General features: G+C 49.0%; 17 protein-coding genes and 1 pseudogene. 15 read left to right on the forward strand and 3 right to left on the reverse strand.

Annotated elements, in window-relative coordinates; translation table 11 throughout:
- Positions 1–369: 369 nt before the first annotated feature.
- Complete coding sequence (locus V6U78_RS06860) at positions 370–786, forward strand: MerR family transcriptional regulator (RefSeq protein WP_405338783.1); 417 nt, start codon at positions 370–372, stop codon at positions 784–786.
- 37 nt (positions 787–823) lie between these two features.
- Here the strand turns inward: V6U78_RS06860 and V6U78_RS06865 are convergent, their stop codons facing one another.
- Positions 824–2,263, reverse strand: a complete 1,440-nt coding sequence (locus V6U78_RS06865) for a coniferyl aldehyde dehydrogenase (RefSeq protein WP_405338785.1) — start codon at positions 2,261–2,263, stop codon at positions 824–826.
- Positions 2,264–2,278: 15 nt separating this feature from the next.
- Complete coding sequence (locus V6U78_RS06870; protein WP_405338787.1) at positions 2,279–3,292, reverse strand: hypothetical protein; 1,014 nt, start codon at positions 3,290–3,292, stop codon at positions 2,279–2,281.
- A gap of 149 nt (positions 3,293–3,441) precedes the next feature.
- On the opposite strand from V6U78_RS06870, the gene V6U78_RS06875 reads away from it, so the two are divergent.
- From V6U78_RS06875 to V6U78_RS06915, 9 genes and pseudogenes are all read left to right on the forward strand, one after another.
- Entirely contained in the window at positions 3,442–4,674 is a 1,233-nt protein-coding gene (locus V6U78_RS06875) for an NADH:flavin oxidoreductase/NADH oxidase family protein (protein WP_405338789.1), read from the forward strand.
- A 113-nt stretch (positions 4,675–4,787) separates the two neighbouring features.
- The gene (locus V6U78_RS06880) at positions 4,788–5,246 is read left to right on the forward strand and encodes a hypothetical protein (RefSeq protein ID WP_405338791.1); all 459 of its coding nucleotides are present in this window, start codon (positions 4,788–4,790) and stop codon (positions 5,244–5,246) included.
- 198 nt (positions 5,247–5,444) lie between these two features.
- Positions 5,445–5,795 (forward strand): annotated as a pseudogene (locus V6U78_RS06885) (pPIWI-associating nuclease domain-containing protein); the annotation flags it as partial.
- A complete protein-coding gene (locus V6U78_RS06890) occupies positions 5,781–6,185 on the forward strand; it encodes a pPIWI-associating nuclease domain-containing protein (protein WP_405339505.1) in 405 nt (134 codons plus the stop codon). The pseudogene V6U78_RS06885 and the gene V6U78_RS06890, both read left to right, overlap by 15 nt.
- A 102-nt stretch (positions 6,186–6,287) precedes the next feature.
- Positions 6,288–6,707 (forward strand): GFA family protein, encoded by a 420-nt coding sequence (locus tag V6U78_RS06895; RefSeq protein WP_405338793.1) that lies wholly within the window; start codon positions 6,288–6,290, stop codon positions 6,705–6,707.
- A gap of 67 nt (positions 6,708–6,774) precedes the next feature.
- Positions 6,775–6,987 carry an IS3 family transposase gene (locus tag V6U78_RS06900; RefSeq protein WP_405339507.1) on the forward strand — a complete coding sequence of 71 codons (213 nt, stop codon included), beginning with the start codon at positions 6,775–6,777 and terminating at the stop codon, positions 6,985–6,987.
- A 182-nt stretch (positions 6,988–7,169) separates the two neighbouring features.
- The gene (locus V6U78_RS06905; protein WP_405338795.1) at positions 7,170–7,784 is read left to right on the forward strand and encodes a DNA-3-methyladenine glycosylase I; all 615 of its coding nucleotides are present in this window, start codon (positions 7,170–7,172) and stop codon (positions 7,782–7,784) included.
- 186 nt (positions 7,785–7,970) lie between these two features.
- The gene (locus V6U78_RS06910; RefSeq protein WP_405338797.1) at positions 7,971–8,459 is read left to right on the forward strand and encodes a DoxX family protein; all 489 of its coding nucleotides are present in this window, start codon (positions 7,971–7,973) and stop codon (positions 8,457–8,459) included.
- A 271-nt stretch (positions 8,460–8,730) separates the two neighbouring features.
- Positions 8,731–9,306 carry an O-methyltransferase gene (locus V6U78_RS06915; protein ID WP_405338799.1) on the forward strand — a complete coding sequence of 192 codons (576 nt, stop codon included), beginning with the start codon at positions 8,731–8,733 and terminating at the stop codon, positions 9,304–9,306.
- Here V6U78_RS06915 and V6U78_RS06920 read toward each other — a convergent pair.
- Positions 9,303–9,788: an HPP family protein gene (locus V6U78_RS06920; protein ID WP_405338801.1), complete on the reverse strand. Its 486-nt coding sequence runs from the start codon at positions 9,786–9,788 to the stop codon at positions 9,303–9,305. The two genes, V6U78_RS06915 and V6U78_RS06920, sit on opposite strands and share 4 nt — an antisense overlap.
- Positions 9,789–9,888: 100 nt before the next feature.
- Here V6U78_RS06920 and V6U78_RS06925 point away from each other — a divergent pair, with 100 nt between their 5' ends.
- The 5 genes from V6U78_RS06925 to V6U78_RS06945 all read left to right on the forward strand — a co-directional run bounded on the left by V6U78_RS06925 (position 9,889) and on the right by V6U78_RS06945 (position 14,520).
- Positions 9,889–10,467 carry a TetR/AcrR family transcriptional regulator gene (locus V6U78_RS06925; RefSeq protein WP_405338803.1) on the forward strand — a complete coding sequence of 193 codons (579 nt, stop codon included), beginning with the start codon at positions 9,889–9,891 and terminating at the stop codon, positions 10,465–10,467.
- Between the two features lie 11 nt (positions 10,468–10,478).
- Positions 10,479–11,405, forward strand: a complete 927-nt coding sequence (locus V6U78_RS06930) for an alpha/beta fold hydrolase (protein WP_405338805.1) — start codon at positions 10,479–10,481, stop codon at positions 11,403–11,405.
- Positions 11,406–11,504: 99 nt separating this feature from the next.
- Positions 11,505–12,971, forward strand: a complete 1,467-nt coding sequence (locus V6U78_RS06935; protein ID WP_405338807.1) for a DASS family sodium-coupled anion symporter — start codon at positions 11,505–11,507, stop codon at positions 12,969–12,971.
- Positions 12,972–13,089: 118 nt separating this feature from the next.
- Positions 13,090–13,512 carry a VOC family protein gene (locus V6U78_RS06940; protein WP_405338809.1) on the forward strand — a complete coding sequence of 141 codons (423 nt, stop codon included), beginning with the start codon at positions 13,090–13,092 and terminating at the stop codon, positions 13,510–13,512.
- A 93-nt stretch (positions 13,513–13,605) separates the two neighbouring features.
- Positions 13,606–14,520, forward strand: coding sequence for a cation diffusion facilitator family transporter (locus V6U78_RS06945; RefSeq protein ID WP_405338811.1), 915 nt, complete (start codon positions 13,606–13,608; stop codon positions 14,518–14,520).
- Positions 14,521–14,590: the final 70 nt, after the last annotated feature.

The raw sequence follows: 14,590 nt of genomic DNA on the forward strand, positions 1-14,590 counted from the left end.
GCAGCCAAAGACGGAGCTATTCGTCGTGGTGAACCTGGTGTTGGCCGGGAAGGTGCTTATCAAACAGGTTATGAGGAAAGGGCTGCGGGAAAGTTGCATCTGAAACGCGCCAAAAGGGTCGGATAAGCCGGTTGAATCGGCCTTGTTCCGGCGAAAAGCGTGTACAAACGTAGTCCCCAGCTTTTATATGATCATGTTATCGGCTCGTGGAGCGAAAATTTGTCGATTGTTCAGAGGTTCCTTCAATAGATGAGCTGCTGCAACTGCGCGCGTTCAGTTTTAAACGTACATAGCGGCAATACCTCTTGTTTTTTACTGCCAAAATCCTAAACTTAACTTTAAGCTTAGGCTGATTTGGAATAAATGACGATGAAGATAGGTGAACTCGCGGCCCTAACAGGGGTGGCTCCCTCCCGCATTCGTTTCTATGAGCGTATCGGCTTATTGAAAACGGTTGCACGGCAAGCCAATGGGTATCGATCGTATCCGCCCGAAGCATTGACGATGCTCAAGCTGATCATCACTGCGCAACAATCGGGTTTTAGTTTGGAAGAGCTTAGTACGCTGTTACCGTCTGACTTAGAGGCTTGGGACCACTCGTCGTTGCTGGGTGCACTTGAGCAAAAAGTACAGGATATTGAAGACTTGGAACGTCGATTAGCAGCCAACAAGGCTCAGTTGCTTGAGTTGTTAGCTGAGATTAATGCCAAACCTGACGACATGGATTGTCGTGACAATGCGAAACGGGTGCTGTCGCAACTGGGGTTGGTGAGAGAAGGTGAATAAGCCCGGCGCATTGCGCACCGGGCTTGTAAGCTCGTCGCTATTTCGTTTTTCGACCCAGCATGAAGGCCAAGGCAAGGTCGGCAAGTTTGCTATAGGGCGCTTTAATCAGGCGAGACAGGTTCCATCGCCCCAAACTAAAGACACCTTTTGCATGACTCATCGCACGAAAGCCCTCAATGCCGTGATAGGCACCTATGCCACTGGCACCAACACCGCCAAAAGGTAAATCATCCTGGGCAACGTGCAGGAGTGTATTATTGATCCCGACATTTCCGGACGTGGTGCTGCTCAACAGAGCGTTACGAGTGGCATTGTGATTACCAAAGTAATACAGGGCCAGTGGTCGTGGCCGCGCATTAATGTAGTTGATCACTTCGTCCATGGTTTGGTAGGTACGGATTGGCAGCACCGGACCAAAAATTTCCTCGGTCATGATCGCGCTGTTGTCCGTAGCATCAATCACCAATGTAGGTGCCAGCGTACGCGGTCGATTGGTAGCTTGCTCCGGGGAATTACCGACTTCAATCACCTTGGCGCCAAAGCTTTTGGCATCGTTTAGCAGTGTTACTAGACGCTGATAGTTACGCTCGCTGACAATCGAAGTGTAGTCTGAACTGGCAGGCCCTTGCGGATAGTTGCGGCCAACGGCTGCACTATATTGCTCAATAAAACTATCCAGATCGTCTTGATGTACCAATGCGTAATCCGGTGCAACGCAAGTTTGCCCAGCGTTCGCCAGCTTGCCAAAGACTATGCTATCGATGGTGCGACGGTTTACCTGCCCTTGCTGCACGACCACAGGGCTTTTACCGCCAAGCTCCAGCGTTACTGGCACCAAATTTGCGCTGGCAGCAGCCATCACTTTGCGACCAACTTCAGTGCTGCCAGTAAAAAACAAATGATCAAATGCCAGTTGGCTAAAGGCTGCGCCGACATCCGCATTGCCCAATACCACGGCCACTTCGTTCGTCGCGAAAGTGTCTGCCAGCATTTGCTGCAGCAGTTCACTGGTGCCTGGGGTTAATTCCGAGGGCTTTAACATGGCGCGGTTACCTGCGGCCAAAGCCGTCGCCAAAGGAATGAGCGTAAGCGCAAGTGGATAGTTCCACGGGGCCATAATGCCCACCACCCCTAAAGGTTGATATTGCACATAGGCCTTGGCGGGTTGATAGAGCAGGCTGACATGCCGAGGTTGCGCGCGCATAAAACGGCGCAAATTCTTACGCAGATAGTCAATGGCTTGAATCACGACCGTCATTTCCAATAACGCAGTCTCATAGGCTGAGCGATTGCCAAAGTCACGGCTAATCGCTGCCTCAAAGGCGCTGCGGTGGGTCAACACCGCATTGCGTAGGGTTAACAGTTTGGCTTGCCGTTCTTTCAACGTTGGCGGCGGAGCCGCTAAAAAGGCTTGTTGTTGTTGGGCAAGGAGCAGCTCCGCATCGTTTAGGTTGTTCTGTTGCGTGTTCAATGTCATCACCATGCTCTCCGTTTAACGCACCGAAAGCGGCTTCGGGGTGTAGAGCGCACTTTGAAAGTCAGGAACGTATTCATAGCGCACCATATTGCCCAGTTGCAGTGACTTCATGAAGTTTGCGAAGCTACCGTCATACAGCGTTAGTTCGACATCATCGCTGTTGCGGCTATTGCCATGGCGAAGGTGACGAGACACGGCATAACCATGTGTTAAGGTGCCATGTCGATCTAGATTGACGAAATTATTGGTCACTAATTTAGGCTGGTACGACGGATCAGCTAATCGGGCGGTTTCCAGCACAAAATCTAACTCGCCAGTTTGGTGGTCGATGACCTCAAAGCGTATGGTATTTGCGTTCGCTTCGTAGTGTATGCTGGTTAGCCATTTCGGTAAGTTATAGCCAACGATACCGCGAACATTGGCCAACTCTGTATCTACCGGAAGCTTTAGCACATAGCCCCAAAAATCATCAGACCAAGACTGCCCCAGCAAGCTAGCAATGCCAATGCGAGTACCTCCAGGTTTGTTGGTGACTATGGCCAGAGAGATTTCGTTGTAACTGTCGCTATCAGCATAGTGATAGGCATAGGCAGTCAGTGCGACGAGGCCACGTCCCGGCCAGATCTGCAGCGGTTGGACATGTTCCAGTACTTGGTCGGGCATAAGTTCTTTGAGTCGATCCAAGTTAGCTGTGTAAATAACGGTGACTTTGGTGTTTTCATAGTAAAAAATTGGCGACCACGTCTCAAAACCAACATCTACTTTGGTTCTTTCTAATGTGTGAAACCAGCTGAGATCTGTAGCGGGAGACTCCGCCGCAATGACCGACAGTGGAGAGTTGGAGCGATAACGGTCATATAGACCACCGGCTAGTATTGGTACGTCATGACCACCAATATCGATGATGCGGGTTTGTGTTTTTGATGATGTTTGCATCGATGGAAGTTCTGAATCATCTACAGTGGCTAGGGCCATGGTCGTAGCGCTTAGGGTTAAGCCAGCGATGACAATCATGTGATTGAGTTTCATGGGTTCTTTCCTCTCAGTTCAGGGCAACATTGCTCGTGGTTAACACCTTAAGATTAAAGTTAAGTTTAAGGTCAAGCGGAGAAATGATCTTGACCTTGAGCTTTACTTTAAGGTTAGAGTTACCACATAACTCAAACAGGAGAACAGTAATGCTGGTATTCACCCCGTTACAAATCGCCAACGGCACGACCATAAAAAACCGGATCGCCAAAGCGGCGATGGAAGAAAACATGGCAGATCAGCAATTTGCCCCTTCAGGTAAGTTGATTCAGCTGTATCAACGCTGGGCCGAAGGTGGAGCCGGTTTGTTGATTACCGGCAATGTTATGGTTGACCGTCGGGCAATGACTGGCCCCGGTGGCGTGGTGTTGGAAGATGCAGCACAGTTGTCCCGTTTTGCCCGTTGGGCGCAGGCGGGGCAACGCAATGGAGCGAAGGTCTGGATGCAAATTAATCATCCCGGTCGTCAAATGCCGGGTAATCTCGGTCAGAAAACCTGGGCTCCATCGCCGGTTGCTGTTGAGCTTGGCAAGCTGTCCAAGCATTTTTCAGAGCCTAAGCCAATGACTGAGGACATCATTAAGCAGGTGATTGGGCGCTTTATTGCGACGGCCGAGCTGGCCGAGCAAGCCGGCTTTGATGGTGTTGAAATTCATGCGGCTCATGGCTATTTAATCAGCCAATTCTTGTCGCCGCTGACCAATCATCGCACCGACCAATGGGGCGGCTCGCTTGAAAACCGGGCGCGCCTGCTGCTGGATATTGTGCGTGGTATTCGCGCGGCCGTCAGCTCGACATTTGCTGTCGCCGTAAAACTTAATTCCGCAGACTTTCAGCGCGGTGGCTTTAGCCCAGAAGATGCTCGCGAAGTCGTTATGCTATTGAACTACCTTGGCGTGGATATGATCGAGCTATCCGGTGGCAGCTACGAAGCACCTGCGATGCATGGCAAGGCTCGCGATGGGCGGACACTGGCACGCGAAGCGTACTTTTTGGAGTTTGCCAAAGACATTCAGCAAGTTGCCAGAATGCCGGTCATGCTAACGGGTGGAATCCGCCGTCAAGCGATCGCCGAGCAAGTGCTACAAAATGGCGTTGCAATGGTCGGTATTGCAACTGGACTGGCAATCAACCCCAGCCTGCCAGATGAATGGAAGCAGGGGAAACCGAGCACTCCAGAGCTGGCACCAATAACCTGGAACAACAAACCCCTGGCTTCGCTGGCGTATATGGCTATGGTTAAATATCAGCTAGTCAAACACAGCAATCAGAAGCGGGCCAACCCAAGGGTCTCACCGTGCTGGGCGCTAATTCTTAACCAGATTGATAATGCAATACGTAGCAGAAATTACCGTCGGAGCGTATCTGTATCTCCGGAATAAACGGTATAGCCTGCTAACAATCGCAGGCACGGCGACGGCTTTTTCGTTGCGGCTTTGCCTTCACTAAAAAGCCGCGCGTGATGCGGGCGTTAGCATTTTCGAGAGGTAGTTGAGTGAAAGATGGGCTCGTAACTATAGTGCCGGTAATCGGTGTTCTTGGCGTGGTCATTGGTGCTTTGCTGCAGGGCTTTTTCAACTGGAAGAATCAGGCGGCAAACAATCTATCTGAGCTCCAAAACAAAGCCTATTCTGATTTTCTGAATTCTGTATCGAAAATAGCTGTGGCTCAGCGTAAAGATCAGCGAACGGTCGTAACCGAGGAGCTTTCAAATCTAGCGGACGCCAAATCGCGAATTTGTGTTTATGGCCATGCTAGTGTTGTTCATCATCTAGCTGATTTTTTGAGAGCTGGGGGTACGTTGCAAACTGAACAAGAAATCCTATCGTTCACGAGATTGTGTCTCCAAATTCGTGAGTCTGTAGGTATGCGCGATAAGGAGCTTTATCCCTCGGATATATCCCAGCTACTGTTTAGTATCGACGTCAGAAATGTCAAAACACCAGGCGCCTAATGCTAACAATCGCAGGCACGGCGACGCCTACTACATTGCGCCTTCGGCTCCATTCCGCAGGCGCGCGTGCTGCGGGCGTTAAGTTGTAGTTGGTTATCGAGGGTGTATGAAGTTAAAGCGATTAAAAGAAATTCCTGAAGTCGTATGTTTATATTCTCGTCTTAATGCTGGATTTGAGCGGGAGGTTTTACCGCCGCTCTCCGAAACTATTGTGATATGGGAAACTCAATACGTTTCAATAATTTCGCTTTCGTTATCAGGGAGCTACTTACAAGAGTTACAAACCGTCTGGCGCCTGTAGAAGATGTTAAATTAGCTTGTTGGTATGAGCGTTTGTCTGAGAAATATGAAGTAAATCGTAAGCAGCAGCTGAAATATTGTACTCAAGGTTACTTTGCCGATGCTACGGTTCCTGATTGGGTAAAAGAAGAGGCGGAAGAAGTAACTAAAGAGTACTTAGGCCTATATCAAAAGCTTAATAAATATACTCATGTTAATGAGAAAGCTATGGGTGCTAACCCCAAAGAAGCTTTCGTGTTTTTAAAAGGTTTGCTTTCTTCATTCACGGGTATCCTGGACTCAATTCATGAGATAAAGACTCATGTCACTGAGGCTGTCGAAGAAGAAGTCCACGATATAGTATTCAATACTCTTGCTTTTGATTCGCATGAGGCTTTAATAGAAATATCCTCGCAAACTGTAGTGGATTTTGTAGCTATTGAAGGTTATAACATCGAAGTGATAGAGCCTAATCAGGTGATATTCAATGGGTTCGGTTATGTTGAGTGTACATTAAATTACGGTTCAAAAAGTGATAGTTTTTCTACAGATTATACAGTTCCATTCACATTCAAAGCTTTCGCTCCAGTAGATGATGTGAGAAAAGTTGATTTCTACGAACAGGGAATGTATTTAGATAATAGTGCATTCTACGAATAGCAACTTAACAATCGCAGGCACAGCGACGGTTTTTGCGTTGCGGCTGCGCCTCCACTACAAAGCCGCGCGTGCTGCGGGCGTTAAGTGCCAAAGGACTGATCGATGCAAGGTGAATGTCTCTGCGGAAGCGTGAAATTCGAAATTGATGGGGAGATACGGAATCTCTATCAGTGTCACTGCTCGCTGTGCCGCAAAGCCACAGGGGCTGCCGCTAACGCTGCCACATTTGTGCAGGGTTCTAGTTTTCGTTGGGTCTCAGGTCAAAGCGAGATCCGGTCGTACCAAAAGCCAAGTGGTTTCCGGAGCGATTTTTGCTCAAGTTGTGGGAGTCCGGTTCCAAATAGCCTGCGGGGCACCGGGATGGTTTGGGTTCCAGCCGGTTTGCTCGATGAACTTGACGTATCAAGGGTTTCTGTTCACCTCCACACAGCATCCGCCGCGCCATGGGAGCAAGAATCCGCTGAGTGCGTTCGATTGGAGGGCGGCCCTGAGAGCTTGGAATCACTTAACAAATTGTTGTAGTACGTTCCGGGCCTCCGGCCCTACACCGGACGCCTTCAGCCAGTAAAGGACGCTACGGAGCCCCACGATTCATCAGCAACTGCGCCAAAAGGGTATCAACATTGCCCGCAAGCGGGTGGCCCGCCTGATGCGTGAGATGGGTCTTAAGGCTCGAGTGGCTCGGATCTGCCGAAGAACACCAGGCATCACCCGTTTTTATGCCAAACATCAGAACCTTCTGCTGGGGAAGACCACAATCAATGTATCAAGCGAGAGTTTGAGAGTAAGGTTTTCTTGGTAGCTGACAGTCTTCAACCCGGTCTTGGAGGATCTGCTCTTGCTGAGTCAAGAATCCCTTGAAAACCGAGTTAATCAAGATCTATGTGTGGTTGAGAATGTCGTTATGGCTGAAATACTTGAAATTGAGCTAAAGAAAGCAGATGAGCGTTTGATCTTTCTTCTAGCTGAATGAGGGGGGGAGCGATGAACACTACTGTTCGAGGTCCTGATGGAGAGTTGCGTTGCAGCTGGTGCTCGGTTGCTCCGGAGTTCTTTAAATACCACGATAATGAGTGGGGTTATCCGGTTGATGGCGATATCAGGCTGTTTGAAAAGTTGTGCCTCGAAAGCTTTCAATCTGGCTTGAGCTGGCGAATGATTCTCGCTAAACGAGAGAATTTTCGTGCTGCCTTCTCAAGTTTCGATTTTAATGTGGTGGCAAAGTACAATGACGCTGATATTGAACGATTATTAAAGGATAAAGGAATTGTCAGGCACCGTGGAAAGATAGAAGCAGTGATCAATAATGCAAAAAAGGCGATAGAGCTTGTGGAGCAAGAAGGGTCACTAGCTGCTTACTTTTGGCGATTCGAACCAGATGAGAATAGTTTGCCTGAGCCGCAGACGGCATCAACTTCAGAAGAGTCCATTGCATTGTCGAAAGCTCTGAAAAAACAGGGCTGGAAATTCGTTGGCCCCACAACCGCCTATGCCTTTATGCAGGCAACGGGCCTGATAAATGATCATTCTGAAAGATGCGCGTTCAGGGAGATAGTCGAGCAGGAACGCAGTCACTTCATGCGTCCAGGGCGTGTATAGTGCCCTAGCAAGTGCAGGCTGACGAACATTGTGCTTGCCCCGTTCTAGTGGGGCAAGACCATAATTCGTCTTACTCGGCTTTGTGATGTCGGTTATTCTTGGTGACTGATGTAAGTTTTTCTAAAAAATATTCCACGCGCTTCAGGGTTCTAGGTGAAATAAGGATTATTAAACCACGAGGGTTTTATGTTGACGCCAATCATCATTTTATCGATTTTGGTTTTTCCTCTGTTAGTGGCTTTTGTCATGTCAAGGGTCACCAGGCGTAAGTTGGATATTCACAAGCTTTCTTGCTGGGGGCTTGGTGTTGCTTTTATATACTTTTTTATTGGTCATTTTGTTAAAACAGATGAAATGGTAGATATGCTGCCGGTTTGGTTGCCAATGCGCTTGGAGCTTGTCTATTTTACTGGAGTGCTTGAACTTCTGATTGGAGTCGCACTTTTTATTCCTAAATACCAACGGATTGCTGCAAAAATAGCTATCTTGGTATTTGTGGTGTTCTTTCCTGCAAATATTTATGCTGCGCTGAACAGTGTGGGTATAGGGGGACATCAATGGGGTGCTGTTTACTTGTTGATAAGGATGCCGCTCCAATTGGCGTTAATCGCATGGGCATACTATATGTGCCTAAAACTTCAAGTCAATACAGTCGACCGGCAACATGTTAGCTGATTGAAGAGTTATGCCCTCACTAACCAGGAGGTGAAGTGAGTCATCAGATTAAAGCGAATCTTTATCCGTATGCTCCTTGTGGTGAAACTGGTGTATGGACAAAGGCAAAAATAAACCTACAAAGCCGTTGCTCGCTGTTGCAATCATTTCTATGACTAGGGGATCTGAATAAGACTCAATAGTTTGCTTTCTGGGTTCATTGGTGATTGTTGTTTCCACCATGAATGACGAGAGCAAGGTGTTACAGTGAAGCCAAGATGGGAGTCTAGACATGCAGCTTAAGTACCTTCTTGAAGAACTCGAGCGCTTAGGTAAGGAAAATGATGCATTGATAGAGCAAAGAGATCGCAAGTATCTCAATATCACAAGGGATACAGGCGAGTTTCTAGCTGTACTGATCAAAGCGAGTGCCGCAAAGCGTGTATTAGAAATTGGGACATCAAATGGTTATTCTACTTTATGGATAGCTTCTGCCTTACCAGAGGATGGGCAAGTGACAACGATTGAAATCTCTTCATTCAAAGCTAGCCAAGCCAGAAGCAATTTTAAACAAGCTCATCTTGACCACAAGATCAATCTTGTTGAAGCTGACTGTGCAGTGTTCTTCGGAGCTATGAATCAGCCCTTTGATTTGGTTTTCTTGGATGCTGATCGATCCAGCTATAACCGATTTGCAGATCAAATCGTCTCTCTGGTTCGGCCTGGTGGACTGCTTGTTTGCGATAATGCCATTTCGCATGCAGAAGAGCTGGAAGAATTTATTGGCGCGCTGCATGCAAAAGGTGAGTTTACCAGCACAACTTTGCCTGTAGGGAAAGGTGAGTTTGTTGCCTGTAGGAGCTTTTAAAACCAGCGTTTTGGGTAAGGTTGCCTAGAAATAAACCGATGATAGATCACGCCGAATGCGATGATCACTAGGGCACCAGCTGCGACTGGCATCAATAAGAAATCCCAGTGTTCGCCTGCGAGCATAACAACCAGTGGATTGGCCCCTGCTGGTGGGTGAGTTGTGCTGGTGAGTAGCATCACACTGACTGCTAAACCTACAGCTAATCCCATCGACCAAGGTGTGACACCTACCAAGGCTGCCATGGCAAGCCCTATCAAGGTCGTTAAAAGATGTCCGGCAAGGATATTCCTAGGTTGTGCAAGCGGGCTTTCGGGTAATCCGAAGAGAATCACCATGGTTGCACCAAAGGGGGCCATTAACCAGACAGATGATGGAGCTAGTCTATCCAGACTGCTCAGTGCAGTAATACATAACATGGCCCCGAGTCCCGCAAGCAGAGAGACAAAATGGTGTGAGTTGGTGATCGAACGCTTATCCATAGGTGAGTCCTTATATGTAGACAGATTGGTCTCCTTTAGGGTAGACAAGTTGGTCTGCTGGTGTCAAGATTGATTTCTCTCGTCTGATGTGGAGGCTGTAATGGATAAGCAAGAATTACTGGTTCGTACCGCTTTTAAACTATTTTACACTCATGGCATTCACGCTGTGGGTATCAATCGTGTGTTGGCAGAGTCTGGTGTAGCCAAGAAAACGCTTTATCATTATTTTCCTAGCAAAGAGCATTTAATCGAAGCGACGATCCGTTATCGTGACCTTCATTACCGTGTTTGGTTGACATCAAGACTTGACTCTGTTTCAGCAGGAAAACCCGCATTGCTAGAGTTATTTAATGCTTTAGATGATTGGTTTCATAGTCGAGTCGCTGATGTTGAATCATTTAATGGTTGCTTCTTTATTAATGCCAGCGCTGAATTTGGTGATCGCGATCATGCCATTCATCGAGCCTGCGCTGAGCACAAAGCCAGTATAGTGGAGCTGATTCATAAACATGTTGATATCTTGCTCCTTCCAAAAGGAGTCGCTGAGAATGCCACAAACCTCGTTGCTTTGTTGAAAGAGGGAGCAATCTCAATAGCGCATGTTCAAGGAAATCTCAATGCGGCTTTAGAAGCTAAAAAGGTGCTTGAGCATCTTTTTATTAATAGCGATGCTCTTTAAGAGGAAGAGGGATGCGATTACTGCTTGCTCTTGGCTTATTCTTGGTAGGCTGTTATTGGTTGCTGCCCAACGTGTTCGTTGATCCGCTTTTCAAGCTCAATCGACAGTTGTCTGGCTTAACTGCGCACCAAATCGAGGTGGGTGATCATCAGGTACATTATCTTGCTGGGGGCGAAGGCCAGCAGGTGCTGGTGTTATTGCATGGGATTTTTGCCGATAAGGATCACTGGGTTGAGTTTGTGCGCCCTTTGCGCACGGATTTTCGGATATTGATTCCCGATCTGCCAGGTTTTGGGGCCAGTTCGCGTTTAGATGACGCCAGCTATGATTATCAGACTCAGGCAGAGCGTTTACATGCTTTTTTACAGTTGCTAGAGGTGGAGACCTTCCATCTTGCCGGCAACTCGATGGGAGGGACGCTCGCGGCACGCTATGCGCTGGATCATCCGCAGCGTGTTGCTTCCTTGGCACTTATTGGTGGTCCTCATGGTGTCAAGACGGCCGTTGCCAGTGAGATGCAACGCCGTGTTGCACAGGGAGAAATCCCGTTGATTGCTCGTGATCAGGATGAATTCGTTGCTTTACTGGATTTGCTGTTTGTCAAACGGCCTTGGTGGCCGCGTCCACTTTATAAGCAAGCTGCTGATCAAGCGATCCAGCGCGCTGAAAGCAATGTGCGTCTATGGCAGCAACAGCAGCAAGATCCCTTTTATTTGCAACAGCATTTGGCCGAACTTAGCATGCCAGTTTTCACCTTATGGGGCGAGCAGGATCGGGTCTTTGATGCCTCAGGCTTGGAGACATTGCGTGAAAACTTGCCTGATGGGCAGCATGAACTCATGCCACAGATGGGTCATCTTCCGATGATGGAGGCACCCGCTGCAGCAGCAAGGCGCTATCAGGCCTGGTTAGCCAGCTTAGAAGCAAGCCAAGAGTAAACAAGTGTGGCTGAATAGATCAGCCGAGATCTCTGTAGGTCATGATAGATATGCTAGACTAAAGTCTACATTCATTGCCTCTGCAGGATCTTATTGTTTATGGCTTCTCTTGCTTTTAAGCCTTGGCCGACCGCCATGGCTGTGCTGGTTACTCTTGGTATGTGGTTGCTTCTTCCCTTGCCCGAAGGGTTAACGGAACAAGCCTGGCTGATGCTAGCGCTGTTTATTGGAACGATTATCGCGATCATCGGCAAAGCTATGTCGATCGGCGCGATTTCTGTGATTGCTATTGCTTTGGTGGCCGCAACAGGTGTGACGGGGGATACCCCAGGTCAGGCAATCAATACTGCACTCAGTAGCTATGCCAACCCCTTAATTTGGTTGATTGCTGTCGCGATTATGATTTCACGCGGCTTGATCAAAACCGGTCTGGGCGCGCGCATTGGCTATTATTTTATTTCACTGCTCGGCAAGCGAACGCTAGGCATAGGTTATGGCCTGGCTTTGGCAGAGCTTTCTATCGCGCCTGTCACGCCTAGTAATACGGCGCGTGGTGGCGGCATTATCCATCCGATTATGCGCTCGATTGCGCAGGGCTATCAGTCTTGCCCTGAGCAGGGAACATCCAATCGGATCGGCAAATACTTGGCGTTGGTGAATTATCACAGTAACCCCATCACTTCAGCGATGTTTATCACGGCCACAGCCCCGAACCCCTTAACGGTGGAGTTGATTGCTTCTGCGACAGGGGCTGAGATTCAGCTGAGCTGGCTGACTTGGGCTTTAGCAATGCTGCTGCCTGGAATGGTCGCGATTCTGGCCATGCCCTACATCCTCTATAAGCTGTACCCACCTGAGATTAAAGAAACACCGAATGCCAGGCAGGTCGCGCGGGATCAACTCACTGAATTAGGCCCCTTGAGCCGCCATGAAGGCATCATGCTCTCGGTCTTTTTAGTGCTGTTGCTCTTGTGGGCGGATCTGCCTGCCTTGTTGCTGGGCGCGGGCTGGAGCTTTCATACCACGACGACCGCTTTTATTGGCTTGAGCCTCTTGCTGCTCACTGGGGTGCTGACTTGGGTGGATGTGCTCAAAGAGAAGAATGCTTGGGATACACTGCTTTGGTTTGGTGCGTTGATTATGATGGCGGGTCAGCTGAATGAGAGTGGTTTGATCAGCTGGTTTTCGGCCAATATGGAACAGTGGATCGGGCTGCTTGGCATAGGTTGGCCAGGCGCTGCGGCGTTACTGGTGCTGGTGTTCTTGTATACCCATTACTTTTTTGCCAGTACCACGGCCCACATTACCGCGATGATGGCAGCGTTTTTGACTGTTGGTTTAAGCTTGGGCGCACCGGCGATGCCCTTTGTGCTGATTATGGCGGCTACTTCATCGATTATGATGACGTTGACACACTATGCCACGGGCACCTCGCCAGTGATTTTTGGTTCGGGCTATGTCACCTTAGGTGAGTGGTGGAAAGCGGGTTTTGTGATGAGCGTTGCTAACCTGCTGATCTGGGTGGTGGTCGGGGCTCTGTGGTGGAAGCTGCTGGGTCACTACTAAGCCGCTGGTGAACTTCTAAGCCACTTGTGAACTTCGGGCTCAGCGACGGGTCAGCCAACGGAGACGGGGTCATATCACCTCGTCTTTGAATCATCGATTGCAGGATGTGGAGAAGAGAATGCGTTATTTACATACTATGGTCCGAGTGCAAAATCTTGAGGCCTCCATGGCTTTTTATCAGCATCTCGGATTAGAAGAAATTCGCCGTCATGACAGCGAGCAAGGACGGTTTACTCTGGTGTTTATGGCACCGCCTGGTCAGCCAGAGTGTCCAGTGGAGTTAACCTATAATTGGGATGGGGATGATGGTCTGCCCTCTGATAGCCGCCATTTTGGGCATCTGGCCTATGAGGTTGAGGATATCTACGCCACCTGTACGCGCTTGCAACAGGCCGGCATCCTGATTAATCGGCCGCCGCGAGATGGGCGTATGGCTTTTGTCCGCTCACCAGATCATATCTCGATTGAGCTGTTGCAAAAGGGGGAGCCTTTAGCGCCACAGGAGCCGTGGATCAGCATGGAAAATCAAGGGCACTGGTAATCCAGTGTCCTCTTTCTCTGGCCCACTTGAGTAGAGTGGGCTAGCCTCTACTTGACCCCTGATTTCTTTCATTTTATTGCACACTAGGTAGTTATGCATCGCAATCGTCGTGCACGTATTGAGCAAACGGCGCTCCGTGTTTCTCTGGCTGGCACTTTAGTGGCCGCAGCCGCTGGTTTTTATTTTGGGATTCATCTGGGATCCAATGCGATCTTGCTAGATGGTATTTTCTCCTTGCTCAGCATGGGGATGACTGGCCTCAATATCTATGTGGCCGCATTACTGACGCGCCCGGATGATGAACGCTTTCACTATGGTTATGGCCATCTTGAGCCTATGGTGAATGTGGTCAACGGTCTGTTTATTCTCAGTATCTGTTGTTTTGCCTTTTACCAAGGTGTCACGGTCATTTTTGCAGGTGGGCATCAGGTGGAGATGTCGTCTGCGCTCTACTACACCAGCGCCATGACGCTCTTTTGCTTTAGTCTCTATGGTATTGAGCGTTATCTGGCACAGCGCTGTCATTCCAGTATTCTGCGAGTGGATATGCAGGAATGGCTGGTCGATGGTTTGCTGAGTCTGGGTATTCTGTGTGGTTTCTTAATCGGCGCCTGGTTGGAACATCAGGGGTATGATCAATGGACGCCCTATATCGATCCTGCGCTCACCAGTCTGATCTCGCTTTTTGCGGTCATGCTGCCGCTTCGAGTGCTGCGCGCCAATATCTCAGAAGTGCTGCTCAGAGCCCCTGAAGACTCCTATCAGCAGCGAGTGGATGAGTTGGTCACGGAAATTGAGGCGAACTATCCAATTCAAGAAAGCGAGTGGTATCTGGCCAAAACTGGGCGGCGCTATGATCTGGAGATCAACTTCCTGGTTGCGCAGGGCACTTTTGAGACGATGAAGGAGCAGGATGAGCTGCGCAACTATATCTGGAATCGGCTCAAGCAGCGCGGTGTCGAGGTTTGGTTGACTGTGTCTTTCACGGCGCAAGAAAAATGGCTCTAGTCTGTCTTTGATCCTAGGCGTTCCGGATGGGTGCGGCCTTCTGGCCTTGCATTCGGCTGGCGCGAGCATT

It is taken from the genome of Marinospirillum alkalitolerans (assembly GCF_045055655.1).
Classification (GTDB): Bacteria; Pseudomonadota; Gammaproteobacteria; order Pseudomonadales; family Halomonadaceae; genus Marinospirillum; species Marinospirillum alkalitolerans.

Bases quoted from the DNA above. Each gene is read 5' to 3' on its own strand.
- V6U78_RS06910 (WP_405338797.1), top strand. From the start codon at position 7,971: ATGTTGACGCCAATCATCATTTTATCGATTTTGGTTTTTCCTCTGTTA.
- V6U78_RS06905 (WP_405338795.1), top strand. From the start codon at position 7,170: ATGAACACTACTGTTCGAGGTCCTGATGGAGAGTTGCGTTGCAGCTGG.
- V6U78_RS06895 (WP_405338793.1), top strand. From the start codon at position 6,288: ATGCAAGGTGAATGTCTCTGCGGAAGCGTGAAATTCGAAATTGATGGG.
- V6U78_RS06920 (WP_405338801.1), bottom strand. From the start codon at position 9,788: ATGGATAAGCGTTCGATCACCAACTCACACCATTTTGTCTCTCTGCTT.
- V6U78_RS06940 (WP_405338809.1), top strand. From the start codon at position 13,090: ATGCGTTATTTACATACTATGGTCCGAGTGCAAAATCTTGAGGCCTCC.
- V6U78_RS06930 (WP_405338805.1), top strand. From the start codon at position 10,479: ATGCGATTACTGCTTGCTCTTGGCTTATTCTTGGTAGGCTGTTATTGG.
- V6U78_RS06945 (WP_405338811.1), top strand. From the start codon at position 13,606: ATGCATCGCAATCGTCGTGCACGTATTGAGCAAACGGCGCTCCGTGTT.
- V6U78_RS06925 (WP_405338803.1), top strand. From the start codon at position 9,889: ATGGATAAGCAAGAATTACTGGTTCGTACCGCTTTTAAACTATTTTAC.
- V6U78_RS06870 (WP_405338787.1), bottom strand. From the start codon at position 3,292: ATGAAACTCAATCACATGATTGTCATCGCTGGCTTAACCCTAAGCGCT.
- V6U78_RS06935 (WP_405338807.1), top strand. From the start codon at position 11,505: ATGGCTTCTCTTGCTTTTAAGCCTTGGCCGACCGCCATGGCTGTGCTG.
- V6U78_RS06865 (WP_405338785.1), bottom strand. From the start codon at position 2,263: ATGACATTGAACACGCAACAGAACAACCTAAACGATGCGGAGCTGCTC.
- V6U78_RS06875 (WP_405338789.1), top strand. From the start codon at position 3,442: ATGCTGGTATTCACCCCGTTACAAATCGCCAACGGCACGACCATAAAA.
- V6U78_RS06860 (WP_405338783.1), top strand. From the start codon at position 370: ATGAAGATAGGTGAACTCGCGGCCCTAACAGGGGTGGCTCCCTCCCGC.
- V6U78_RS06915 (WP_405338799.1), top strand. From the start codon at position 8,731: ATGCAGCTTAAGTACCTTCTTGAAGAACTCGAGCGCTTAGGTAAGGAA.